Raw genomic sequence first — 25510 nt, 5'->3', positions numbered from 1 at the left:
TTCATTGATTCTATGACTCTTTTTACATACGAATCTCTTTTGCAACCACTATATTATAACATAATCCCATATGCTTTCAAGAATTGTACTAAACAGTAAAAAATTTAATCATCCCCTACAATCATCAAGTAATGCTGTTCGCACAATTCTATTTCTTCTTTATATCGTTCCACTTCCTCCAGGGCATCGTTTTCTTTATATGGAAGCTGCAGATATTCATGCCCCAGCCGCTTCAATGCTTCCACAATAGCAGGCACTTCATTTTCGTCCGGATATAAAGGGTATCTCACATAGCAATAGTGAGTAAGCAGGCGATTCAACATTTCATACATAGTCGGATTGCTTTGTTCTATTCCGCTCAGCCTCATTTGAATCTGCTTCAAAATATAATCTGAGTGCATCTGATTCAGTTGATCAGGGTGTATTTTGAAAAACTGTCCGAATTTATGTACTGAAACACTCCCCGTAACTTCATAATCTCTCAGCCATTCAATCAATGCAGTTTTGATAATCGGATGGACGGCTTCGCTCTTTAAAGTTTCTGTACACGTTTCTAAAAAAGGTTCAGGAGATTGAGATTTCAGTCGAAGAACAGTGGCCCACTGCCCATTGATATCCCCGGACTCTAACTTCTCCAGAAAATCATTGATCAGTTTGTTTCCCGTTTCCTTTTGATGTTCATCCAACAATTTCCTGCTTACTTCATACATCTGCCAAAGCTGAGTTCTGCTTTGGTGAGGGATGTCTTCCATTTCAAACACTTCATCCAGCAAATCTACAATTTCTTGATAGCGGTTGGATTGGAATAAGATCGTTATGTATATATGTAAATAATGGTAATATTGTTCGACCTCTTCTTTCATTTTTTGACGGCATAACTCTTCTGCCTCATCAAATTGGCCAAGCTCAATCCAGCTCATCAACAAGCCGGTAACTACATCTTGATTAGCTACACCATACTCCAACAAAGGTTCAAAAGATTTTACAGCATCCTCATACCTTTTTTCTTTCCATGCTTGTAAACCTTTCTTTTCCAGACTTGACTTCAATTTTGGGAACATGACGATGTTCCCTTCATTATTTTCCATAAGACACCCTTCCTAATAACAGATTTTTTCTTTAGTGTATCCTGAGAGGAATAAAACATACTTTTTATTTTAATAACGGCTAATTATTCTTATATTGAAGGATATTGATTCAGTGTAACACGAGAACAAGAATAAATAGTGTATTTTGATTTACTGAATAAATCCAATGACAGAAAACCCGACATCAAGTCAATAGTCGACACCTTCCAGCACTTGATTTATAAACTTTTTTGATGCTTCCACCATAAAATTCAAAGTTAGGTATAAAGACTCATGAAGACCTGGTTTTTTTTGTTAAAATAAGTAAAGTGTATTGAAGAGATATGGAAGAAAATATAAGGAGTTGTGTTACCTTGTCAATGCTTGATGATCAAACATTAGTGGAAACTTACCTTGAGTCATTGAAGCTGCAGTTAGATGATGATTTTGTAAATTTAATCAGCCGTGAAATCGATAAGCGCTCTATCGAAATTCCTGAACATTAATTGCTTTTACATACATGAATCCTACATCAAGTCATGGGCTTAAACGAAAACGTTTAGATAAAGCATGGGAAAAGCAGACTTTCTTTTCGAAAGTCTGCTTTTTTTTATTGATTATTTGTTTGATTAGGATTCTGAGAAAATTGATTTTGACCAGACATATTTGCTATACCCGGCAGCACATTTTGCAGCTGCCCACCTTGACCTGTCATCATACTATAAGTCGCGGCACCAATACCTATGGACGCAATTATTGGAATCCATTGAACATTTCCAGTCTTCATCATCATTCTTCACTCCCTATTCTTTTCGGTCCTAAGACCACTCCTATTTTATGGATGAATGAGGAGTTTATCCTTGTTTACTTTTTCCATTGAAAAATCAGTTATCCTTGGAAGATAATTTGAGAAATATTTTCACCAACAAAACGATTGGCCAGAAGATCAACAGTCCAAGCATATAAAACATATAGACAGCCTGCTCTTCTTTAGTTTCAAGTGAAGGTTCCTTTTTAAACATGATCCAGATAAATCCAACCAACAGATAAAAAAAGACCATTGAAAACACTCCTTATACAATTAACGTATGAATGTTTTCAGGTTTTGGTTGAATGTATTTTGAATTTTGTCGACCACTCACCCATTCGGAAGCTTTCCTAATAGGATGAATAACTTTCTTTACTTTTAACATCAAAACAAAAAACTCTGTTAAAGACTGGTGTTGATATTCTCTGTTTTCTAAAACTGTATGAACAGAAATGAATTCAAACCTCCTATGAAATGCAGGGTGGTCGGGGAAGGGTCCGCTTTCCTGCGGGGGAACCGGCAAGCTTCCTCGGGCTAAAGCCCTGTGGGATCTCGCCTGTTTCCTTCTCCCGCGGGAGTCTCCCCCTTCTCCGACCACCCTTGCGATGATTATCTCTTGAGATCATCTTTTTTACTAAAAGTGTGAAGACCCAAAAAATACGACATTCCATTTAGGTGACTCTCATTTGTAAATTAAACCTTTTAAATGAAATTTAAGTATGGTTAAAGTACCTATACATTTACAAAGGCTCAAAACGAATAAATCAACACTAATCTTTAACAGAGCCAAAAAAAGAGCATTTACAATTGAATGTAAATGCTCTTTCTTCTCAGCGTCCCAGGAGAGATTCGAACTCCCGACCCACAGCTTAGAAGGCTGTTGGAGGTAGTACGATCCCTTATAATTAAATGCGAGGGAAGCCTTATAAATCAACATTGTTTAACGTGCTATGTAATTGTTTAGGATTCAACTGGGGCATAAATAATGAAATCCTGCCCCATATATATTGAAGCAAACAGATGTTTGAAACAGTCTGCTTGCTCCATTCACCATTATTATAGATAGACATGATATTTCTTTCACAAATGAACAACATCAATATCTCCATATTTTCCTTTCTTTTTCATTAGATCAATACTTATACGTTTAACTTCTTCAAATGAAAAACCTAAATCATTCGAGAATTTTATAACGCTATTTGAGTAAGTTCATTTCTTTCTGTTTTTTCAATAACATATTTAAGCACTTTCTCTTCATTCTCACTAAAGTGGTTGTTCTGACTCAGCACTTCAAGCAAGGTGACGTCATTTACTCCCCTCTTTAACACTTCACTGGGGCTGAATTAAGGAATAATTTGTACCTCCCCTGATTAAGGGTTTCTCCCCTTTCTTTCAGCTCTTTTTTAACTTCAAATGTTCCAATATTAGGAAATTGAACTTTATTGCCATTTGAGAGCTCACTAGTCAAAGTATCAGGAATACTATCTAAAGCTTTTTTTGTACTCAGCTTTTGTAATGGTCTTTTACTTGTAACCTGATTTACTATATCTGTTTTATTCATGTTGGATCTTCCTTTGCTTAGAGTTTTGTATGATCATTTAAGTGCGAGGATACTTTTCGAATTCTTGTGGAATAATTAGGTTGATCAATAATAATCCCTTCGATTTGTAAATCACGTATCCAATTTATTAAGTTGGATAAAAACTCCTTTACATCTTTTCTGTACGGGGCAGGATGGTCTATTAGTGCAGAATGTAATTGTTTGGTTAGTCTGCCAAAATATATCTCATCGTCAAATGAGTTGAGGAACCATCTGAAAACTTTTGTTTTTACAAACTGCCTCCTTAGTAAATCTACATCACCAACGTCTCTGCTCGTAATTCCTAGTAATGAGCAGTCACTGCTAAACATATCAAACGGTGTATTGCTAAAAAACATTTCAGAACACCACAACTCCTCAACATTTGTTAGGTTATTATGTTTATCTATGATCTCCTTGTTCCACTTTAAAGGTGCACTTGCTTTGTCTGAATCAATTAATTTTTCAAGTTGGTCTCGCATCTCCGAGGATAATCCACTGTCCATTCTCAAAGAATTATCAAATAACGAATTCACTTTACTGATTTGAGTTTCATCCAAATCACCTAAGACTACACTCTCAATGTTTGGGTTATTGGATAATCCTAGCCCAGACAAGGTTACATTTGCGCTCCCCAACATAAATTGTGACTTATCGAAGATTAGGATCTTGGAGTGAAGATCGAAATTAATGAACAACTCCCAGTTATTTTCCATGCAGTAATTAACCAATTCAAAATCACTACTACCCGAAACAACGTCATCCATTCTAAATCGGACCAATAGTCTCTTTTTTCTTGGGTGATGCACTAAATTTTCATCAATCACCTTTAGCGCATCGACCTTTACATAAGCAGAAACAACAACTAAATCATCTAAAGTATTTTTCAAATTCTTTTTTAATGTGCTTAAGAATTCTTTTGAGTGGAGGATAAAACTCATACCTATTAACCTTCTCTTTCTCTCATGAAGTTCTTAGCTACTATCCCCCATTCTCTTCTAATAGCTTGAATCATATCTTTTCTTTGACCATCTGGAGCTTCATCTTCGTGTCTTGCCCATGCAGCCAATAACAATTTCAAACCTGTCGAAGCTTTCGCTAAACGTTCTCTTAACTTCTCGACACTTTCTGTCTCATCTCCATTATCTAGTAACACTTCCACCAAATTACTATATGCAGGGTGCTCCTTGTTAATTGCAATGTTAATAGCACCACCACATGGGCGGACTGTGAAGAAAGCATCACTCTCAAAAGGAAACTCAGTAAAGGAATACTTAAGATTATGCTTAACAGTAAATTGCGCAACTTCTTTCGCAGTACTTTCATCTAAGCCTTGACTTGTTAAACCTTCTTCAATGTCCTGTTCTCTGCGATCAGGAGGATTTATTTCATCTGCATCACTAGCCCCTGAATATCCATTGTCTTTTCTTTTATTTGTGAAGTCAGTTGCCTTTTTCTCAGGACCATTATCAGGATCTTCATATCTTTTCTTTCTAGTCCCTTTGTTCTGCATGTTAACGTACTTTCTCATCTGTTTTATTTTCTTATTGATAAAATCACAAACTACGATAAGAGGCGCTCTAGGATCCCCTTCTTCTTCGTATTCAGCTTGAATTTCTCTTATGCTCTTATTATTTTTTTGCATTTTTTCGATATCTTCTATGATACTTAAGATATCAGAGAAATTCCTAGCAGTTTGCTTATTGTTGGTTACCCCCATAAGCTCATCTAAAGAAGGCGGAAAATCAACCTCCACCCCCCACCATCTCTCAGTCGGATCATATTTTAAAACCAATGTATTGTCTAATTCTAGTTCTCGACCTGCTCTAACAATGGAAATACCAACATTACTCGCTGCGTGTTTCCCATGGGGCTTATTACCTGCATTCCCAGTTCTAGCCTCATCCTTAGCAAGAGAAAGTCTTATAGTCATCTCATGCTCTTCACCATCCGCTTCTATGGTGAATTTCTTTTCATAATTTTCTATACCGCCATAAGGTAAAAACATTGCATCTTCATTAAAAGGTTCAGAGCAACTAGTGTTTTCCATTAGATAAAGTGGATCATTAGGCAATGTATACTTCTCGAAAGACGACATAGATGGATTGTAATATTCGAAAACCTTGAGGTTTATCTTTACAGAATTATCATAGATAAATTTCCGATACATTCTACCGATAAGTAACTCTGAGTGAGAAACCAATGTTTCTCCTCTAGTCCACATCAAGCGATCTAATTTAGACCAAACAACTAAAGTTCCGGAATCAGCAAAAACGCTACCAGCTTCTAGCCATTCTTCGGGAATCGGTTTATTAACTGGTGAAGGCATATCTCCTACTTTATGCTTTCTTACATCATCAATGTCTAAAGTAACAGCTTGAGCATTTTCAATTCCATTTTGCCAGCTCCATACATCTACTCGCTTTCCTTGAGAAATTGAAGAAGCCGGTAGTCCCATTCCAAATCTACCCATTCCAGTTCTTTCGGATTTCTTAAGCCTTGTGCCGTTACCAAATTGCAACGCTTTAGCTAAGACGTCTGAGTCCATTCCACTTCCATTATCCAGTATTGCAATTTCTTTGAGACGCTTCCCTGTTCGTGTTTTCATTTGAACTTCTTCTTCAGCACAAAGTAACTCTACGTTAGAAGCTCCCGCTTGAATTGAATTGTCTATAAGCTCCGCTACTGCATAAGCAGTATTTCTGTAACCATTATCCCTCATAGCTTCTATAGCTAGATGGGCTGGAACAAAGGAATTGTTTTTTGTAGTTTCAGTGTTCATTGCCATACATCCTCCCAATTAATAAATGATTCAGCAACAGACCTAAACCCAGGAAGTCCTCGGTCGACAACTGTTACGATTTCAGCCTCTTTATTTCCTCCTGCTCTTTCTCCTCTTATCGCCCTTCCTACCATTTGGCTGTATAAAACTAAGGAAAATGTTGGACGTGCAATTATTGCTGCACTTGTTTGAGGGGCATCAAATCCTGTGGTCAAGACTCCATAATTACATAGGATTTTGACCTCATCCTTGTCGTTTCTGAAATCCTCTATAACGGTTTTTCTTTTATGGGGATTCGTACTTCCGGTTAAAGAGTATGAAGTGACCCCCATTCTGCTTAACACAAAGGCAATACTTTCAGAGGATTCCACAGAAGGTGCAAAAAGTATGATTCTTTTATGCCTTTTAGATAATCTAATTGCTTCGTAGATAACTTTAATATTTCTGTCTTCATCATCCCCAAGGTGGTTCAATACACTTTTAGGAAATTCTTTCAAGTTGTCGAAATCAACATCATTGAACGAAGCGCCATCATACATCATTTGAGTATAATTAACACTGGCTAGATAACCTTCATCGATCAGATAGTCGACGGGATTTTCGTAACCATCCACTTCTAATATTACTTTCTTCTTAGAGAAAAAATTCGCCAACTTCTGATCAGCTTCTACGTCATCATAAGTCCTTCCAGGTGTAGCGCTTAAACCTAATAACTTCTTATTGTGATCATGATCAAACATGAAATCTAATACAAATTTATAAGTTGACGCTATAGCTTGGTGGGCTTCGTCTACAACAACGAAAGAAACTCTATTTGCTAATGAAGCCATGAACTGATGGCCATTTTCCTTCTTAGCTGCAGAAGTTAGCTTAGGAAAACCGGCCACTACAAGTCCTTCTTCCAACTTAGAAGGGTTCAAGGACCTATTCCCCCAATATTTATGTACATTAATCTGCCTGTTACCAAGAAAGCTCCAGGCTTTCTCGAATTCTTCAGCCGCCTGCTCACATAACTCTTCAGTAGCTGCGAGCCAAATAACAACGGTCGGTTCATGCTTTCTAAAGTGATCGGCAATGATATTCATAGCTGTTCTTGTTTTTCCAGAACCTGTAGGCATATGAAGCAATGTTTTCTTGGGTGAGACACTCAGTAGATCCTCCACATTTCTTGAAGCAACCCTTTGGTGTTTAAATAAGGGGTAATGACCTTGAGTTTGTAATTTATCCTGATTAACTTCCTTTACTTCTAAGTCAGGTGGTGCCATATCAAAAAACGTGAACAATTCTCTTTCATCATTAGATCCTCTAGCAAACTTCTTCTTCTTTATTTTTTCGTATCCATTAATTAAAGAAGATTCAGACACATTAATACCTAAAACAGTTCCTAAGAATTTAACTTCCTCTGGTTTCAACAGATCAATTATTGTATTACGCAACGATTGATCTAGTAATAACAAATTTTTACCTTCTATCTCTAGAACCATTTTCTTAAGAGCATTATTATACTGGTATTTTTCATCTACTAACCGCAGTATCTTTATCGTTTGAGTACCAATAATCTCTTGAACAGTGATCTCATCAGCTCTAGAAAGGACTTTTTCAATGTTAAGCATCTAACCAACCTCTTCCTACTGTCCCAAACTTTGGGTCTATTGTAACAAAATAGTACTACAATCGTAATAGCTTTTAACATATTTTATTGTTTTTGCTATAATTTGTTTATTAATATTAGACTATTACAATCGATAAGAATAAGAACCCAAGAGTAATTTCGACATGATATTAAAATTATTTAGACTCACATGAAGATATTTGAATGGATTCTCGAAACCTTTGGACTGAAACAATTATTAATGCACTAAAAAAACTTAGTAGTGAAGGAACTCTCAAAGAGATATACAGAGAAATCGAAAATAGCATCTTAGTAAATCTTTGAGGTTACACAGATTGGAAAGCTCAAATAAGAAAAAACATTTATCTACACTCTAGTGATTGCTATATTTTCACTGGTTCTCCAGGCGACAAAAGTGATTTATTCTATGCACTAAATGGTAAAGGCAATGGGAAGTGGGGGTTAAGACCGTATTTAGCACCCAGCTCGATCTATCCTTTAATTTTAGAAGAATCTATAGACGAAAAAATATACTTGACGAATTTGGCGGAAATAGGTAACGAGGGATTTCTGCATCAAAAGATCACCCAATGATTTTCATCTTTACAGGAAGTCAGGAAAAGATTTTGGCTAAGAGGACGGGTGGCAAGATAATATCACTTATTTCTACACCGGTGAAGGAAAGGTCGGAGGCCAAGCATTTAAAGAAGAGAACAAAAGATTAAGAGACCATATTGAAGATGAGAAAGATGTTTTTTTGAGAAAACACTTCCCTCTGGAAAATACGAATTTCTGGGGCACTTAACCTGTATTGGCTACCAAATTAGTCGTAGTCTCGACAAAAAAATGAGAGAGATCATTGTCTTTGAATTCGAAAGAACTCAGAGTGCGACTGTTGATCAACCAAACGATATTTAGTTAGAGCCCACCCTCGAGCTTGATGAGTTATTTAAGATAGCTACTCAAAATAATACGAAAGCAACTACACATCAAGAACGTAAAGTTATCGTAAGGCAAAGGTCAGAAGCTATAAAGACTTATCTATTAGTTCGCTCACAGGGAGTGTGTGAAGCTGGTCTAGAACCTGCACCTTTTCTTACTGTAAATGACAAACCATTTTTAGAGGCTCATCATATCAACAGGTTATCTGATGGTGGGCCAGATCACCCTCATACTGTTGCTCGTATATGCCCCAATTGCATAGGATAGCACATTATGGTAAAGGCCATTTTCTGGATTGCTTTCGTTACAGGGGGCCGAGAAGGTGAGCTTGTAGCGCTGGAAGAAAAACATATATTGGAGGATAAAAGTGACATAAATTTTGAACAATCGCTCTCCTAACTGACAAATGGATTATTGATCACAAAAGAAATCAAAAAAGGCATGGAGGAAACTGCATCTATATCGAAGGAATTGTTGGGCATGGTCACCAAAATTAAAAGTAGAAGGAAGAAAGAGTTCCTTGGAACTCTCGACCGTCAGTATGATTCTAAGCGTATATTTCTATTTGCTGATGAATTAGGTAAGCCAATTAAACCGGATAGTGTAAGCCAGTGGTGGACAAGGTTTAGGGTGCGTCACAAGATTGAAGGCATTAATTTTCATGATTTAAGACATTATTCTGTAACGTACTTAATTCAACAGAATGTTCCCACTAAATCGATTAGTTCCCGAGTGAGTCATAAAAAATTGGTACAATTAAGGATATCTATGAGCATCACATAGAGGAAGTTGATCAATTGGCAGCTAAGTACTTCAGTGTTTTCTTCAAAAATTAATAAGTCCTAAATCGATCCCCCTTGAGTAAAATCAAGGGGGATCGGCATTTATTTAAGCTGCATTTGATATTTCATGAGCTCATGTTCTACAACCATATATAATGTGAACCAATGAGAAAAATCTTTCCCAACCGCACTTGGATTATTTGCAATACTCCTCAACTTTTCTCCAGTAAGGTTAAAGAGCTTATCTATAACACTGTTCATAAAATTATAAGGATTGACCACCCAATAATATTTGCCATTTCTTTCAGCTAAAAGTGCCCTGAAAGAAGCTACTATGGGATAAATTAAGCCATCAGGTACGTCGTAGGAAATGTATTCATCTTCATTAGAGTACTTAACTCGGTGTAGTGTCTTATCATCACTAGATGCAAAACTAAGGTTTAGATAGTTTGCACGTTTTTTTCCTTCACCACCGTACTCGTTATAATACTCTTTAAAATTGGATTCAATTAGAGAGTGAATCTTAAAGAAATCGCTCATTACAGGAATCATTTTATAATATGGGTTTTCGCTTGCATTCTTGCAATGATTATAATTATCGAGGTAGTAGTTGATGGTATTTCCAACTCCAGTATAGGTAGTCGTTGGATGAGTAGTATTGTCATACTTATCAATATTGAACAAGTTTAACATACCTGTAATGTGTCTAACTGGAATATTTTTATCTTTATTTACCTTTTCCTCAAATTGCTTGAATGTTACTCTCTCTAAAAATGATTCATTGTTTAATCCTTCTTTAATAATGTCGAACTTATCTTCTAGCTCTGCAATTGTAAACTGTTCTACCTTAGCAGCAGTATTTCTTGCATGGGTTACTTCCACAAAGTTGTTCTTGTTAAGTCCCGTAATAAGCTCAACTTTTACGAATTTCTCTTTAGCATGTTCGTGGTCCATTTCATTCAAGAGAATCTTTAAAGTATGTCCACCATCAATATTCCCGTGATATTTAGGATCGTCTAAATAGAACGTTACCATTCCGGTTCTATTGTCATAGTTCACTTTAAAAACTGAAACAGTTATTCCTTTGTTGAGGATGTGAAACAAACTATGGTTTGGAGACCTTACCGAATTGCGAATGTCTTGCGAAACAGAACTGCCAAGATGTTGTTCACGTGGGTTCGTATCCATAGGTAAATTTGCAAATTTATGAATATGCTTTACCTGAAGATAAAACTCGTAAACTTGAACATCACTATCAATACCTTGTTCTACAGGGTTAGGCATTCTTCGTAAAGATTCACCTGGAACGCTAAATTCGTCTGCAATTATAACTTCCAAATTTCTCTACACCTTTCAAATTAAATTACAATTGGAATACCACAAGTAGTTCCATTGCAATTTAAAATGATACTGTTATTTCGCTATTCACTCAACGACCAATTTTTTCCCTGACCATATCAACTATTACTGATTAAAATCCTGCCTCATTGCTGCCTCAAACTAGGTATCTAATAGACTGCATACAAAATTCAGGTATTAGAAAAAACGCTGAATCCTATGCTACAGAAAGGATTCAGCGTTTAAATGTTAGCGTCCCAGGAGAGATTCGAACTCCCGACCCACAGCTTAGAAGGCTGTTGCTCTATCCAGCTGAGCTACTGGGACAAAAAGAATTATGTATGGAGCGGGTGAAGGGAATCGAACCCTCGTCATCAGCTTGGAAGGCTGAGGTTTTACCATTAAACTACACCCGCATTTATTCATTTATTTTTTGTGTCCTTTTGAAGCGGACAAGAATTATTATAGTATCATATTCCAAATAAGTCAATAGGTTTGCAGCAAAGAATTATTCCTTTGCTGCAATTGATGTCGTCATCTGCAAATCAGACATCGGTTTCCCGTTGACATGGAAATATTGTAAGTGCATGTCTTGTTCATCGCTCCATTCAAGAATAGCATAAGTGGGCTCTTCTCTATCCCTTGGCAGGCGGGAACTTCCAGGGTTTATGAAAAGTTTTCCACTCACCTTTTCAGCTCCTACGATATGGGAGTGCCCAAAACATGCGATTTGAGCCCCTACTTCCTCCGCTCGATAAGACAGAGGCATTAAAGTGGATTTGACTTGATGAAGGTGCCCGTGAACGACTAAAAACGTGACCCCTCCTACATTGAAGACTTGCTCATTTTCCATACCTGGTTCAAAGTCACAGTTCCCCTTGGCATAATAAAACCCTGCCAACTCCTCTGACTCCAAGGGCAATTCGGAATCACCACAATGGATCATAGCATCCACTTCATGTTCATGCCGCTTTTTAATATCAAGGACTTCCTCTTTCAGTCCATGACTATCACTCATAATTAAAACTTTGGGCAAGATTGTTCACCTCTTTTATTATGATTGATTTTTCAACCACTCTTCCAATTGAAGAATCGCGTGATGGCGATGACTGATTGAGTTTTTCTCTTCTGACGTGTGTTCTGCCATCGTCCGTTCAGAAGATTCAGGAATAAAAATTGGATCATATCCGAATCCGTGTTGACCTTGAGGCTCAACAGCTATGCTGCCTTCACAATAGCCTTCTTTGACAAAAGTTTCAAACCCAGGACGAGCTACTGCTATTGCACAAACGAAACGAGCCGTACGTTCATTGACTGGCACGTCTTCCAGTTTTTTTATCACTTTTTCAAGATTCTTTTGGTCATTCTTTTCTTCTCCGGCATAGCGTGCAGAATAAACTCCCGGCTCTCCTCCTAACGCATCAACGACTAAACCGGAATCGTCAGCAATTACAGGGGTGTTGTAAGCTTCTGAGATCGCTTCTGCTTTAATCGTCGCATTTTCTGCAAAGGTTGTGCCGGTTTCCTCTATATCCTCAATAGGTTCATCAAAGTCCAACAAAGACTTCACGGCTATTCCATACTCAGAAAATAACTGACGGAACTCTCTTACTTTTCCTTCATTCTTTGTAGCAACGATTAATTCCTTCATGACTTATCATTCACTGCGGAAGTTTGTTTTCCTCTAATTACATCCGCCCACTCGCCGATGGCGTTTTCCTGGTGTTGAATCAATTGATCGACACCTTCTTGTGCCAAGCTCAGCATTTTTTGTAATTGAGGCATAGAGAACGTCGCTTCTTCTCCTGTTCCCTGCAACTCAACAAATTCACCCTGACCTGTCATGACCACATTCATATCGACATGAGCTTTGCTGTCTTCTTCATAGCATAAATCCAGGATTTCACTTCCATCCGGTAAAACGCCTACAGATATAGCTGTCAAGAAGTCATTGACGGGCATTTTTTTCAATGTGCCGTTTTTCACCAGCTTACCAAAAGCTAAAACGACTGCTACAAACGCACCTGTAATTGAAGCTGTACGCGTGCCTCCATCAGCCTGGATGACATCACAATCCACCCATAATGTCCGTTCTCCAATTTGGTCGAGGTCTACAACAGCACGAAGTGCACGGCCAATAAGCCTTTGAATCTCCATCGTACGACCTGACACTTTTCCTTTTGAGGATTCTCTAATGTTTCTCTGCTCAGTAGCACGTGGCAGCATGGCATACTCTGCTGTTATCCAGCCTTTCCCCTGCCCTCTCAAGAAAGGAGGTACCCGGTCTTCTACACTTGCGTTACAAATCACTTTTGTATCACCAAAACTGATAAGGACCGATCCTTCAGGATGTTTGACATAATCTGTTTCAATCGTCACTTCTCTTAGTTCGTTTATATTTCTATGATCTTTTCTCAACGAAAACGACCTCCTTCTGCTTCACCATTATCCTAGCCCATCTTAACACAATTTATATATCCTCGGTAGTTGAAACAAAAACCCAGGCACTTCAGATAATGACTTTAACGAACCAAAAAAAGCATTCCTTACATACTTGTAAGGAATGCTTATCTTATTTCATCTTACATACTTTCTGCTGGTGTCAGGTCTCCTCGGCTGACCGGTTCCACGATAGGTTCCCCTGATTCACTCATCACAAGTTCGGAACCGTCCACTTTAACTTCAATAGAATCGACATCTTCAAGCTCTGTAAGGCTCATGACCAAACTTGATAAAGCAGCGTCCGATAATGATGGAAGGTCCTGTCCTGTCAACAACGCCTCGTTAAACGACAGCGATAAAATGCCGTTTTGAACATTCGCGTCCAAAACCTCAGCCCCTTCATTAAAAGGGTGCAAGAGTGCCGATCCAATTTCAGGACCGTTCAACAATGCCTGCACCACTGTGGAGTAAACATCCTCACCTTTTTTCACTCTTGTTGTCACTGGTACATGATAGACCTCTTTTCCATTTTGCGAAGGAAAGTATACAGTAACAGCCTGGCTGTTGATCACATCTGTATGATCACCCACATGGATGTTGATTCCATCTGAACGGGATACACCATTCGTAATCGGCGTTCCACCAACTGGCATCACATCCTGCTCATGTCCATTGATCCACAATTTGATCCTCTTGACATTATCGAATTGAGTCAACGTATAGGTCATGGCTTGAAGGATTTTCTGTTCATCTTTAGCATCGTAATTTTTGAATTCCTGTGATACATCGACCACTAGAGTTCCGTCTGCTTCCGGGTTCAAACCTAAGATTTGAGTTCCAGCTGGTAAAACAGCTTGAAAACCGTTTGGAAGCAATTCAGTGACCGGTCCATCCTTGACCATGTATTCCAACGACTGCTTCGCTACTTCTGCAGACGCCGGAAGCTCTATGGTCCTTGGAACAATCATCCCATGTCGATCCATTAAGTAAATCTCTCTTTGAACCGTTGAAGACTCTTTTGGCTGCTCTGAATCCCCGCTGCTTTCCCCCTCACCTTCAGGAGCTGGTTCATCTTTATTCGGGTCCACTTCTGTGGTCACGTCTTCATGAGGTGTATCCATTTTTTCTAACGCCTGCTCACCTTCAAATAAGCAGCCGGATAATACCATGGCCAAAAAGATGAATAAAGCAAAAACAAAAGGCTTAACCCAGTATTTTTTCATACGATTACCCCCTGACATAGATTGTACTACCATGTATACGAGCTATCAGGAGGAATAGACCAAGGGTTTTTAATCCGCATTCTCGCCGACCTTTTACTGGACGCCTTGTACTCAAAAGATAACTTAGGAAGACTTTCAAGTTGTAAAAGGATTTGAAAAAACGCTCTGATTAAAATCAGAGCGTTTCACCTTGCTTATTCAATTGAGAAGTTCTGTTTATGATAATCAAATAGCAGAGCTTTGAACATGGTCCAATCTGATCCTTTTTAATACTTGCACAGGTTGGTCAAACCAACTGTTTGCTACGCTTCTGAATTTTTCCATGTTACCCGTCGTGTAAAATTCATGAACCGGATCTTCCTCACTTTGATTCAATAAGCCCTGATAGGATAAAATCAAGCTTGCTTCACGTGCAGTTTCTTCACCTGAACTGATGACTTGAATGTGATTCCCCATCTCATTTTGAACCAACCCTTTTATCAAGGGATAGTGGGTGCATCCTAAAATCAATGTATCGATATGATTCATATTTTTGAGGGGCTGTAATGTTCTCGCTACAATCCCTTCTGCTTCAGGCCCGGATAACATTCCATCCTCAACCATCGGAACGAATGGAGGGCATGCCAAATCATTAATGCGGATATTCTCATCTATCGATTGCAAAGCCCTTGGATAAGCTTTACTTTGGATGGTCCCTTCCGTTCCTATGACACCTATCCTCTTATTTTGACTGACTTTGATGGCAGCTCTAGCTCCTGGTTCAATGACGCCTATGACAGGGATATCAAGGTTTTCCTGAAGCTCCTGCAACGTATACGCAGTGGCTGTATTACAAGCGACAATGAGCATTTTGATATTTTTCCTCAATAGATAATTGACCATCTGCCATGTAAAGGCACGCACTTCTTGTTCTGATCTGGGTCCATAAGGGCACCGCTGAGTATCACCCAGATACAAAAAAGCTTCTTTTGGTAATTGACGCATCAATTCTCTTGCAACAGTCAGTCCGCCTACCCCTGAATCTATGACTCCTATCGGTCGTTTCACAATACATCCCTCATTTAATCTCGATTGCTTTCTTCTTGGCCGACATGCATCATTTTCCCATGAAGCTTACGCAGCATAAGTTTTAATGTTTCTACGTCTTCATCAGGAAAGTCTTCCAAAACACCTTCTAAATAATTCTGCCGTTTCTGTATGACTTCGTGTATGATTTCTTCACCCTTGGATAATACATGAATCCGAACTACTCTACGGTCATTTGGATCCCTGACTCTTTCGACGAGTCCGTTGTTTTCCATCCGATCAACTAAATCAGTGGTCGTACTGCAGGCGAGGTGTATACATTTTGATAATTCTCCAATGGTCATATCGCCTTTTTCCAACAACCATTGTAAAGCGACAAACTGCGGTGCGGTAATAGGATAATGATTTAAGATGACTCGTCCTCTTTGTTTAATGATGCCGGATATGTATCTTAATTCTTTTTCCACATCTGCAATCATTGAAGTTTCATTTGCTCCATTCACATCTAGCACTCCTAATGAATCCATACTATGTAAAGCCCATTTTCAACTCTCAACAGAAAAATATCAAGGAAAACGATGTCATTTGAATAAAAACCTTTCAGGTATTGAATCGTACAATACCTGAAAGGAGCTTTCTGATACTAAACGACTCCACCTTAGTAGTAGGTAGGGAGACTATAATTCCAGCTCTCCCATACGCAGCAGTTCTACAACTGCTTGTGAACGTCCTTTCACACCCAGCTTCTGCATGGCGTTTGAAATGTGATTCCTCACCGTTTTCTCAGAAATGAAAAGCTCTTTGGCAATCTCTTTCGTCGTTTTATCCTGCACCAGAAGCTCGAAAACTTCCCGCTCCCGCTTGGTAAGAATCTGTGTAGGCCGATAACCGTCCTCCTTCACAAGCGTACCCCTCCTTGTTATCCTGAGCATGTTTGAGGGGGATTATTTAGTCAATGTATCGTATGAGAAAAGAATCGTGCGTGTGTCATGGATTTATGATTTTGACACGAGCCCGAGTTCCTGCGCTTTGAATAAAGCCTCTGTTCTCGAACGTACATTCAGCTTATTAAAAATACCTGTAAGTGTATATTCCACACTTCTTTGAGACATATGCAGGGTTTGAGCGATCTCACGATTCGTAAACCCGGAGGCCACCTCTTTCAAAATCGATTGTTCTTTTTCGTTCAATGAAATCCCTTCTTTTTCAGGAACATCACTCGTTCTACTGACACTTGCTTCTGTCCGTCGCAACTGTTTGAACAAATGAAGAGGAATGACCACCTCATCACGTAAAGCGCATCGAATAGCCGTCACCAGCTCTTCACTTGTAGCCGTTTTGCTGACAAAGCCGTTTATATCTGCCTCGACGACCATGTTGAAATGGGTGCTCAAATCAAACCCGGTATATATGAGTATAGTTAAATCGGGATCTTTTTTGCGTATATTTTTTGCAAGCTCTATACCATTAATGCCTGGCATGTATAGATCCAACAATAATGCATCATAGTCTTTGTTTTTTAACAAGGACTCTACATTTTCATTGTGATCGACCACATCCACCACCATATCCGTTTCTTGTTCCAGCATCGTTTTCGTGCCGGCACCTACAGCTGGATGATCATCTACTATCAGAACTTTAGTCATACTTTAATCTCCTTTCTCGAATCGACCGGGAATGTAATGATGGTTTTAAATCCTTCTCCTGGCTCCGTTTCAATACTCAAGTTTCCATTCAAACCATTCACCCTCTGCTCAATTCCAGACAGGCCGATATGTGAAAATAAATTGCGTTGATAGGAAAAGTCCATTCCAATTCCATTATCGGAATATAGAAGCATCACCTGCTTATCATCATTAGAAAGAGAAAGCTTGACGATTTTAGCATGAGAATGTTTCATCGCGTTCGTCAATAACTCTTGCACAACTCTGAATATAGCGAGAATATGCTCTTGGTCGAGTTCGGCGTTAAACCTTTCAAAAGTGAAATATACAGTGAAATTAGATCTGAGCTGGTATTGATGAATCAGATTTTTCAATGATTGGACCAAACCTAACTCTTCAATGAAAGCCGGACGTAACTCATTACAGGTTTCCCTGATTAAATGGATGCTGTCCAGCAAAGATTCCTTATAAGTCAACAGCTCTGAATGCAGTGTCGGAGGAAGGTCTTTCCTATATCCGATAAGGTCATCCATCTTTCTGTACAAATACAGTTGTTCTTGTAACACCGTATCATGCAAATCAATGGATAACTGTTTCCGCTGATTTTCAGCAATAGTAAATAGCAAACGGGAAAGCCAAGTCGGGTATTTCTGCGTTTGATCGTTTTTCAACCTTTGAAGTTCTGCTACTAAATCTTCTATTAGATTCATATTTTCAATGGCAATATTGGCATTGTGCGATATTGTCTGCAGATAAGTTTTCTCATCTCTGTTTAAGTTGGTGTAATCGCGTTTCCCTTCACACCACATCATCGTAATTTTTTGTAATGAGAATCCTACAATGACTCCGAACCCTTTCTCAGATTCAATGATAGACCCGACATCCAAATGATCATTGTTGAGCTGTTCCTTGAAATGACACAGGATGTCTTCCGGTATTTCGTCATAAACGCAATACATATTTTTTTGATTGTGTTTGGAGAAAATATAAATCTTTTTCACTCTCATCACATTATTGACTTCTGCCCTCATCACCTTCATCAGGTCCACGGCATTGGATTGGCTTTTCATATTCTTAGACATACGGTGCATACTTTCCTGGTAACTATATCTTGCAGAGAATAAATACTTTTGCAGACGAAAATCAAGCATCTCTTTTATAGATAAAAAAGCAATCAAAGTGAAGTGAAGGAACAAATAGATTTGAACGTATTCAATCATTGATAATGGTTGTGATACGACCCAGGTGGTCGCAGCCGTAAGAAGGAAACTCGGAAGAATCGACAATATGAAGGAATACCTCAGTCGACTCATGACGAAATCAATATCAATTAGACGCTCTCTCGTTATTAGGTACATAAAGGTAATAGGGAGCGCAATTAAAAATACCGCAGCAATTTCCAAAGTTATGATTTTCTTTCCCATCGTCAACATTGGAATCAGATAAAATAAAATGTAAGGAAAGAAAGCTACAGTCATCCCTACAGCCATGTATTTAAATATAGAACCTACCGAAGCTGTTTTATTCTTTAATACCCCCCGGTAAATGATTGAGAATAAAACGATATACAAAACCAGCAGTAAATAAGCAGGTACAGGGTCAAAGAATTCCGGGTAGTCACGGGTGATTAAAAAATAACTTTCTAACAAGGATACAGTAATTGTAAATGAGTAAAGAACGTATACGATCTTTTTAGAAAACCAGTAAATGTCCAATTCTTTAAAATAGTTGTACAGGAAGTGAATCAAGATGACAGGACCTATTAAAAATAACGTCGTATTTAAAAACAAACTGAATAAATCCGCCCTGACAGCACCGCTGTTACTTAAGTATCCGGTAGCAATGGATAAGAAAAAAGCAATCAACTGGTGCGCCGAATAGCGCTCTGGAACTCTTGTATGTACTAAATGAGCGATCCTGAGCATGGTAATGAAAAAAAGCGCAGGGACGATTAAAAACAAGGTCCAATGCATTGGACTGGATTGTTCAATATCCTCATATAGTATTTCTGTTCCTGATGCTTTCAACACAAAGGAGTTAGCCTTTTCAAGCTCCTGAAACATAGAAACCGGGAGATGTTCTTCAGGAGGCTTCCCATTAACAGAAAGGACTTCTGAGTAAAGAGGGATTCCATGCCGGTCAGCCCAGCTATCTTTTTCAATTTCAGCCACCATCCAGCTTCCTTCTTGTTTTTCGAGGTCTACCCCTATATATGGATAGGTTATTGATATCGTAATAAAATATATTGCAGAGATAATAAAAAATATTAAAATCAAAATTTGAGGCCATTTGAAACTTTTCATATACATGCCCACCCTATTAAATTTCAATCATCACTATTATACTACTCATGCATTCTCCGACAACCCTGTATTTAATAATGAACACTAGTCTACCAATTGTTTTAAATAGTTTCATTTAACATGTGATAAAAAAAAGCCACTGTACTTAAAGTACAGTGGCTTTTTGGATTCATTTTATATCTGTTTGTCACTACCGAAGAAGCTCTTGAAGGATTCAATCGCCGTATCACGGTTCAATGCTGCAATTGAAGTAGTAAGCGGAATACCTTTCGGGCATGCTTGCACGCAGTTTTGTGCGTTTCCACAACCCATCAACCCTTCTTCGTCCATGATGGTTTGAAGACGCTCACTCTTGTTCATTTCACCTGTTGGGTGAGAGTTGAACAAGCGGACTTGAGATAGAGCAGCAGGTCCGATGAAGTCTGATTTATCATTCACATTCGGACATGCTTCCAAGCAAACGCCGCAAGTCATACATTTGGAAAGCTCGTAAGCCCATTGACGTTTACTTTCAGCCATTTTAGGACCTGGACCTAGATCGTGAGTTCCATCAATCGGGATCCAAGCTTTGACCTTTTTCAAGGAGTCGAACATACGACTACGGTCAACGGCCAGATCACGCATAACCGGGAACGTTTTCATCGGTTCCAGACGAATCGGCTGTTCCAGCTGGTCGACCAGAGCTGTACAGGATTGACGTGGAGTTCCATTGATTACCATAGAACAAGCTCCACAAACTTCCTCAAGACATCCCATATCCCAGTAAACTGGCGTTGTATCTTTCCCTTCAGCATTGACAGGGTTTCGGCGGACTTCCATCAATGCAGATATGACATTCATGTTTTCACGGTATGGAATTTCGAACTTTTCTTCATAAGAAGGCTCGTCCGGGTGATCTTGACGTGTAATTATAAACGTAATTGTCTTATTTTCGCTCATCATTCAAGACCTCCTTTATTTACTCTTAGAGTAGTCACGTTTACGCGGTTCAATCAGGGAAGTATCTACATCGTCGTAACGGAATACCGGTTTATTATTTTCTTTATCATAACTAGCCACAGTCGTCTTCAACCATTCCTCATCATTACGATCAGGGAAATCAGGTTTATAGTGTGCACCGCGACTTTCATTTCGATTATAAGCCCCTTGAGTGATGACTCGAGCTAATTGAAGCATATTCCACAACTGACGGGTGAACATAGCTCCTTGGTTACTCCAACGGGAAGTATCGTTGATATTGATGCGTTTGTAACGATCCATCAACTCTACAATCTTCTCGTCCGTTTTCAATAATTTCTCATTATCACGGACAACGGTAACGTTATCTGTCATCCACTCGCCAAGCTCCTTGTGGATTTGATAAGCGTTTTCGTCGCCGTCCATGTTCATGATTTCCTCGAATTTTTCTTGTTCCTCTTTTACTTTTGCATCGAACAAGCTTGAAGACATCTCATCAGAAATTTCATCTAAGCCTTCTGTATATTTCACAGCGTTCGGTCCAGCGACCATACCACCGTAAATAGAAGAAAGTAGTGAGTTAGCTCCGAGACGGTTCGCTCCATGCTGAGTATAATCACATTCACCTGCTGCAAATATTCCAGGAATATTCGTCATTTGGTCGTAATCTACCCACATACCACCCATGGAATAGTGTACGGCAGGGAAGATTTTCATAGGAACTTTTTTCGGATCATCACCTACGAATTTCTCGTAGATCTCAATGATACCACCAAGCTTGACATCAAGTTCTTTAGGATCTTTATGGGACAAGTCGAGATAAACCATGTTCTCACCATTAATACCTAACTTTTGGTTTACACACACATCGAATATTTCACGTGTGGCGATATCACGCGGAACCAAGTTACCATAAGCAGGGTATTTTTCTTCAAGGAAGTACCATGGCTCACCATCTTTATAAGTCCATACACGCCCACCTTCTCCACGAGCAGATTCACTCATGAGACGGAGCTTGTCATCTCCCGGGATGGCAGTAGGGTGGATTTGAATGAACTCTCCATTGGCATAATTGACTCCCTGCTGATACAAGGATCCTGCTGCTGAACCTGTATTGATGACGGAGTTTGTAGACTTACCGAAGATGATACCCGGTCCACCAGTCGCCATGATTACAGCATCTGCTGGAAAGGCTTTGATTTCATGGTCACTCAGGTTTTGACCAACCACTCCTCGACCAACTCCATTGTCATCTACGATAGCTGAAAGGAATTCCCAATTTTCGTATTTTGTGACAAGGCCATTTACTTCATGGCGCCGCACTTGTTCATCAAGAGCGTAAAGCAGCTGTTGCCCTGTTGTCGCGCCGGCAAAAGCTGTACGGTGGTGCTGAGTTCCCCCAAATCGGCGGAAATCCAGCAATCCTTCAGGGGTCCGGTTGAACATGACTCCCATACGATCTAACAAGTGAATGATTCCAGGGGCAGCGTCACACATTGCTTTAACCGGTGGCTGGTTGGCTAAGAAATCTCCACCATAGACCGTATCGTCAAAGTGTTCCCAAGGTGAATCTCCTTCACCTTTGGTGTTTACTGCTCCGTTAATACCACCTTGAGCGCAGACAGAGTGAGAGCGTTTAACTGGTACTATAGAAAGCAGATCAACGTGAACCCCTTGTTCTGCTGCTTTTATTGTTGCCATCAAGCCGGCTAAACCACCACCGACGACAACGATGTTTCGATTCGTCATGATTGAAGCTCACTCCCTTAATAACTATATATCAACGTTTAGATTATGTTCTAAATACCGTAGGCAAACTGAATCAGCGTACGCACACCTACGTAAGAAATCGCAACAAAGATTACGATACTTGCATACGTCATCATAAGTTGAGAGCGTGGAGATACAGTGATTCCCCAGCTGACAAAGAATGACCAAAGACCGTTTGAGAAGTGGAAGGTAGTAGAAATCACACCTATTATGTAGAACCAGAAGAAGAATGGCTCTGTTAGGATGCCTTCCATCAATTGATAATTCAGCTCAGCCCAACCAAAACCGATCGCGATTCTGGTCTCCCAAACGTGCCAAGCGATGAAAATTAAAGTGATGATACCGGTAACCCTTTGAATCATGAACATCCAGTTTCTAAAGTAGCTGAAGTTCCCCAAATTGTTTTTGGCTGTAAATGCGATGTACACCCCGTAAATGGAGTGGAACAAAAGTGGTAAAAAGATGATAAAAATCTCCAGAACATAACGATACGGTAAACTCTCCATAAAATGTGCCGCAGCGTTAAATGCTTCTGGACCACGTGTTGCAAAATAGTTTACAGTCAAGTGCTGAATCAAAAAGATCCCGATGGGAATGACTCCCAGTAATGAATGTAGTCTTCGATTAACGTAACCTCGTGTTCCCGCCATATTTACCCCCCTCAAGATGATAACAGATTGAATTTGTCCATTTTTCAGATAGTAAAGCGCTTTAATTTTGGTTGAAAAAAATAGGAAAACCTTATGTTTTTCCTTTTTATCTGACAAATGCACAATTTGTGACATGTTTATTGTACTTCTATCGAGTAGGAGCGTCAAGAAAGGGGCTGTAGAAAATGCTCATAAATACACATTTATTTCCTTTCCGGAAAATGCCACAATTATTATTGCGCCAAATTCCATTTCGGGTGATAATGTAAATATAGAAAGGAATGAGCGTTTTGAAAGATTCGACGAACATAACCACTAGCAACATTTCATCGCTGGTAGGGACTGGAGCCGGATTCGATATGCTCCGCTACTATACCCTTCCTGACTTTCTTGGCAAAGATGCCCCCTATATCCTTTATTTCATGGGAAAGAATATAGCTAGACAATCTGAGATTTACGATTTCGAAGATCTATATGAGTTTTACCAGTATATGGGCTGGGGTGAGCTGGAGCTTGCAACTGAAAAAAAGAAAGAGTTACACTTCAAGCTATCTGGTCATATCATTGAAAAGAGACTCCATCAAAAGTTCTTTAAAGTCGACTTCCGTTTAGAATGCGGCTTTCTGGCTGAAGCCTTACGTAAACTGACGGACCATACATATGAGTGTTTTGAAGAAATCAACAAAAAAGAAAGCATCATAGAAATTAAAGCCATTAAAGGGTAAAAGAAAGAACCAGCTGTCATTCTTCAGCTGGTTCTATTTGTTCTTGATTCAAATGGATGAGAATTGTATTCGCAACAGGTTCGGGAATTCCGAGCTTCGTAATTTCCTCTATTTTGGCATTCTTTATTTCCGGCACAGATTTGAAATGTCTTAACAACAACCTTCTTCTCTTTTGGCCCACCCCTGGAATTTTGTCCAATTCAGACTGAATGGCACCTTTCCCTCTTAATTGGCGGTGGAATGATATAGCGAAGCGGTGGACTTCATCCTGTATTCTTTGAACAAGATAGAAAACTTGCGATTGTCTATCAAGGTCTACGACTTCAGGAGGTTCACCATATAAAAGTTCACTTGTTTTGTGCTTTTCATCTTTAGCCAGTCCACATAGGGGGATGTCCAGCCCTAATTCATTCTCAAGTACATCCATAGCTGCAGACATCTGGCCTTTTCCTCCATCGACAACAATCAAATCAGGTAAAGGAAGATTTTCTTTCAAAACACGTTTATATCTCCTCCGAATCACTTCCCTCATCGTTTCATAATCATCTGGTCCTTCAACGTCACGGACTTTATATTTCCTGTATTCTTTTTTATCCGGTTTACCATCCGTAAAGACGACCATAGCTGACACGGGATCGGCTCCCTGAATATTGGAGTTATCAAAGGCTTCAATGCGATGGGGAGTTTCTATGTTCAAAAAATCTCCTAAAGATTCAACCGCTTTGATTGTTCTTTCTTCATCTCTTTCAATCAACGAGAATTTTTCCTCCAGTGAGATTTCAGCATTTTTCATAGCTAATTCAACAAGCTCTTTTTTCCTGCCTCGCATAGGAATGTGAACTTTCGTATCTAATATTCCGTCCAGTACGTCCACATTCGTCGCCACTGGTACAAGAACCTGTTTCGGGTAAGGATGGTTCTGATGGTGGTAGAATCGCCCGATATAACTTAAGAAAGTTTCTTCAGGATCATCAAAGAACGGGAACAATGCTACATCCCTTTCAATCAGCTTACCTCTACGAACAAAAAAGACTTGTACGCACATCCAACCTTTATCGTACGAATAACCGAAGACATCACGGTCGACTTGATCGTTCATAGTCATCTTCTGCTGCTCCATCACAGATTCAATGTGCTCTATTTGATCTCGGAGTTCCTTCGCTCTTTCAAAATCAAGCTCTTCTGAAGCTTCATACATTTTACTTTTCAAGTCTTTTTTGATCTCGGCATGACCACCATTCAAGAAGGTAGTGATATTCTGCACAATTTCTTGATTGGTTTCCTTGCTTACCGGGTACACGCAAGGCCCCAGACATTGATGCATGTGATAGTAAAGACAGACGCGATCGGGCATGGTGTTACACTTGCGTAAAGGATAAAGCCTGTCTAATAACTTTTTGGTTTCCCTTGCTGCGATGACGTTCGGATAGGGACCGAAGTATTTTCCTTTATCCTTTTTCACATTCCTGGTAACAATCAATCGAGGATGTCTTTCTGCTGTAACTTTCAAATATGGATAGGTTTTATCATCTTTCAAAAGTACGTTGTATTTCGGGTCGTATTTCTTTATTAAATTCATTTCAAGGATTAAAGCTTCGATTTCCGATGTCGTGACGATGTATTCAAAGTCAACGATTTCTTTGACCAGCCGTTGAGTCTTTCCATCATGTGCACCTGTAAAATAGGATCTCACACGGTTCTTTAAAACTTTTGATTTACCCACATATATAATCGTCCCATGCTTATCTTTCATCAAATAGCATCCGGGTTGATCAGGTAATACCGCCAATTTTTCCTTTATATTGGAATTCATCAATTTCACTCCATTATTTAGAAGTAT

At 39.2% G+C, this 25510-nt stretch carries 24 protein-coding genes and 2 tRNA genes; 3 read left to right on the top strand and 23 right to left on the bottom strand.

Features of this window, described 5'->3' with window-relative positions:
* Nucleotides 1–104 precede the first annotated feature (104 nt).
* Nucleotides 105–1088 carry a tetratricopeptide repeat protein gene (locus tag LCL89_RS00750; protein WP_224807173.1) on the bottom strand — a complete coding sequence of 328 codons (984 nt, stop codon included), beginning with the start codon at nucleotides 1086–1088 and terminating at the stop codon, nucleotides 105–107.
* Between the two features lie 359 nt (nucleotides 1089–1447).
* Between LCL89_RS00750 and sda the strand changes: the two genes are divergently transcribed.
* Nucleotides 1448–1573 carry a sporulation histidine kinase inhibitor Sda gene (gene sda / locus LCL89_RS00745; RefSeq protein WP_263620626.1) on the top strand — a complete coding sequence of 42 codons (126 nt, stop codon included), beginning with the start codon at nucleotides 1448–1450 and terminating at the stop codon, nucleotides 1571–1573.
* Between the two features lie 104 nt (nucleotides 1574–1677).
* Here the strand turns inward: sda and LCL89_RS00740 are convergent, their stop codons facing one another.
* From LCL89_RS00740 to LCL89_RS00715, 6 genes are all read right to left on the bottom strand, one after another.
* Nucleotides 1678–1857, bottom strand: a complete 180-nt coding sequence (locus tag LCL89_RS00740) for a hypothetical protein (protein WP_197316625.1) — start codon at nucleotides 1855–1857, stop codon at nucleotides 1678–1680.
* Between the two features lie 94 nt (nucleotides 1858–1951).
* Nucleotides 1952–2128, bottom strand: coding sequence for a hypothetical protein (locus LCL89_RS00735; RefSeq protein ID WP_197316626.1), 177 nt, complete (start codon nucleotides 2126–2128; stop codon nucleotides 1952–1954).
* A gap of 1068 nt (nucleotides 2129–3196) precedes the next feature.
* Nucleotides 3197–3436, bottom strand: a complete 240-nt coding sequence (locus LCL89_RS00730) for an HU family DNA-binding protein (protein ID WP_224807171.1) — start codon at nucleotides 3434–3436, stop codon at nucleotides 3197–3199.
* 17 nt (nucleotides 3437–3453) lie between these two features.
* Entirely contained in the window at nucleotides 3454–4344 is an 891-nt protein-coding gene (locus LCL89_RS00725) for a phospholipase D-like domain-containing protein (protein WP_224807169.1), read from the bottom strand.
* A 56-nt stretch (nucleotides 4345–4400) separates the two neighbouring features.
* A complete protein-coding gene (locus LCL89_RS00720; protein ID WP_224807168.1) occupies nucleotides 4401–6236 on the bottom strand; it encodes an ATP-binding protein in 1836 nt (611 codons plus the stop codon).
* Nucleotides 6233–7849 (bottom strand): DEAD/DEAH box helicase, encoded by a 1617-nt coding sequence (locus tag LCL89_RS00715; RefSeq protein WP_224807166.1) that lies wholly within the window; start codon nucleotides 7847–7849, stop codon nucleotides 6233–6235. Before LCL89_RS00715 ends, LCL89_RS00720 begins: the two co-directional genes overlap by 4 nt.
* A 1382-nt stretch (nucleotides 7850–9231) precedes the next feature.
* Here LCL89_RS00715 and LCL89_RS16860 point away from each other — a divergent pair.
* Nucleotides 9232–9573, top strand: a complete 342-nt coding sequence (locus tag LCL89_RS16860; RefSeq protein WP_404813379.1) for a tyrosine-type recombinase/integrase — start codon at nucleotides 9232–9234, stop codon at nucleotides 9571–9573.
* A 101-nt stretch (nucleotides 9574–9674) separates the two neighbouring features.
* Here LCL89_RS16860 and LCL89_RS00705 read toward each other — a convergent pair whose 3' ends face one another.
* From LCL89_RS00705 to LCL89_RS00635, 15 genes are all read right to left on the bottom strand, one after another.
* Nucleotides 9675–10910: a hypothetical protein gene (locus LCL89_RS00705; RefSeq protein WP_224807162.1), complete on the bottom strand. Its 1236-nt coding sequence runs from the start codon at nucleotides 10908–10910 to the stop codon at nucleotides 9675–9677.
* Between the two features lie 253 nt (nucleotides 10911–11163).
* Nucleotides 11164–11237, bottom strand: a tRNA-Arg gene (locus LCL89_RS00700).
* Nucleotides 11238–11252: 15 nt separating this feature from the next.
* Nucleotides 11253–11326: transfer RNA gene (locus LCL89_RS00695), tRNA-Gly, on the bottom strand.
* Nucleotides 11327–11418: 92 nt separating this feature from the next.
* A complete protein-coding gene (locus LCL89_RS00690; RefSeq protein WP_404813378.1) occupies nucleotides 11419–11928 on the bottom strand; it encodes a metallophosphoesterase in 510 nt (169 codons plus the stop codon).
* Between the two features lie 36 nt (nucleotides 11929–11964).
* The gene (locus LCL89_RS00685; protein ID WP_224807159.1) at nucleotides 11965–12561 is read right to left on the bottom strand and encodes an XTP/dITP diphosphatase; all 597 of its coding nucleotides are present in this window, start codon (nucleotides 12559–12561) and stop codon (nucleotides 11965–11967) included.
* Nucleotides 12558–13328 carry a ribonuclease PH gene (gene rph, locus LCL89_RS00680; RefSeq protein WP_197316640.1) on the bottom strand — a complete coding sequence of 257 codons (771 nt, stop codon included), beginning with the start codon at nucleotides 13326–13328 and terminating at the stop codon, nucleotides 12558–12560. The genes LCL89_RS00685 and rph overlap by 4 nt, the downstream gene beginning before the upstream one ends.
* Before the next feature lie 164 nt (nucleotides 13329–13492).
* A complete protein-coding gene (locus LCL89_RS00675) occupies nucleotides 13493–14575 on the bottom strand; it encodes a GerMN domain-containing protein (protein ID WP_224807158.1) in 1083 nt (360 codons plus the stop codon).
* Between the two features lie 225 nt (nucleotides 14576–14800).
* A complete protein-coding gene (racE, locus tag LCL89_RS00670) occupies nucleotides 14801–15622 on the bottom strand; it encodes a glutamate racemase (RefSeq protein ID WP_197316642.1) in 822 nt (273 codons plus the stop codon).
* Nucleotides 15623–15636: 14 nt separating this feature from the next.
* On the bottom strand, nucleotides 15637–16128 hold the full coding sequence (locus tag LCL89_RS00665; RefSeq protein ID WP_224807156.1) for a MarR family winged helix-turn-helix transcriptional regulator: 492 nt from the start codon (nucleotides 16126–16128) through the stop codon (nucleotides 15637–15639).
* Between the two features lie 150 nt (nucleotides 16129–16278).
* The gene (locus LCL89_RS00660; protein ID WP_206760640.1) at nucleotides 16279–16533 is read right to left on the bottom strand and encodes a helix-turn-helix domain-containing protein; all 255 of its coding nucleotides are present in this window, start codon (nucleotides 16531–16533) and stop codon (nucleotides 16279–16281) included.
* Between the two features lie 63 nt (nucleotides 16534–16596).
* On the bottom strand, nucleotides 16597–17247 hold the full coding sequence (locus LCL89_RS00655; protein WP_224807153.1) for a response regulator transcription factor: 651 nt from the start codon (nucleotides 17245–17247) through the stop codon (nucleotides 16597–16599).
* On the bottom strand, nucleotides 17244–19436 hold the full coding sequence (locus LCL89_RS16805; RefSeq protein ID WP_224807151.1) for a sensor histidine kinase: 2193 nt from the start codon (nucleotides 19434–19436) through the stop codon (nucleotides 17244–17246). The genes LCL89_RS00655 and LCL89_RS16805 overlap by 4 nt, the downstream gene beginning before the upstream one ends.
* A gap of 306 nt (nucleotides 19437–19742) precedes the next feature.
* Nucleotides 19743–20507, bottom strand: coding sequence for a succinate dehydrogenase iron-sulfur subunit (sdhB, locus tag LCL89_RS00645; RefSeq protein ID WP_224807149.1), 765 nt, complete (start codon nucleotides 20505–20507; stop codon nucleotides 19743–19745).
* A 15-nt stretch (nucleotides 20508–20522) separates the two neighbouring features.
* A complete protein-coding gene (gene sdhA / locus LCL89_RS00640; RefSeq protein WP_197316647.1) occupies nucleotides 20523–22274 on the bottom strand; it encodes a succinate dehydrogenase flavoprotein subunit in 1752 nt (583 codons plus the stop codon).
* A 50-nt stretch (nucleotides 22275–22324) separates the two neighbouring features.
* Nucleotides 22325–22945 (bottom strand): succinate dehydrogenase cytochrome b558 subunit, encoded by a 621-nt coding sequence (locus tag LCL89_RS00635; RefSeq protein ID WP_197316648.1) that lies wholly within the window; start codon nucleotides 22943–22945, stop codon nucleotides 22325–22327.
* 281 nt (nucleotides 22946–23226) lie between these two features.
* Between LCL89_RS00635 and LCL89_RS00630 the strand changes: the two genes are divergently transcribed.
* Nucleotides 23227–23670 (top strand): DUF2507 domain-containing protein, encoded by a 444-nt coding sequence (locus tag LCL89_RS00630; RefSeq protein ID WP_197316649.1) that lies wholly within the window; start codon nucleotides 23227–23229, stop codon nucleotides 23668–23670.
* A gap of 16 nt (nucleotides 23671–23686) precedes the next feature.
* Here the strand turns inward: LCL89_RS00630 and uvrC are convergent, their stop codons facing one another.
* Complete coding sequence (gene uvrC, locus LCL89_RS00625) at nucleotides 23687–25483, bottom strand: excinuclease ABC subunit UvrC (protein ID WP_224807147.1); 1797 nt, start codon at nucleotides 25481–25483, stop codon at nucleotides 23687–23689.
* Nucleotides 25484–25510 lie beyond the last annotated feature (27 nt).

It is taken from the genome of Halobacillus yeomjeoni (assembly GCF_020171525.1).
GTDB classification, from domain to species: domain Bacteria; phylum Bacillota; class Bacilli; order Bacillales; family Halobacillaceae; genus Halobacillus; species Halobacillus yeomjeoni.
Note: the sequence above shows the minus strand (reverse complement) of the source record. Positions and strands in the feature narration are given on the sequence as shown.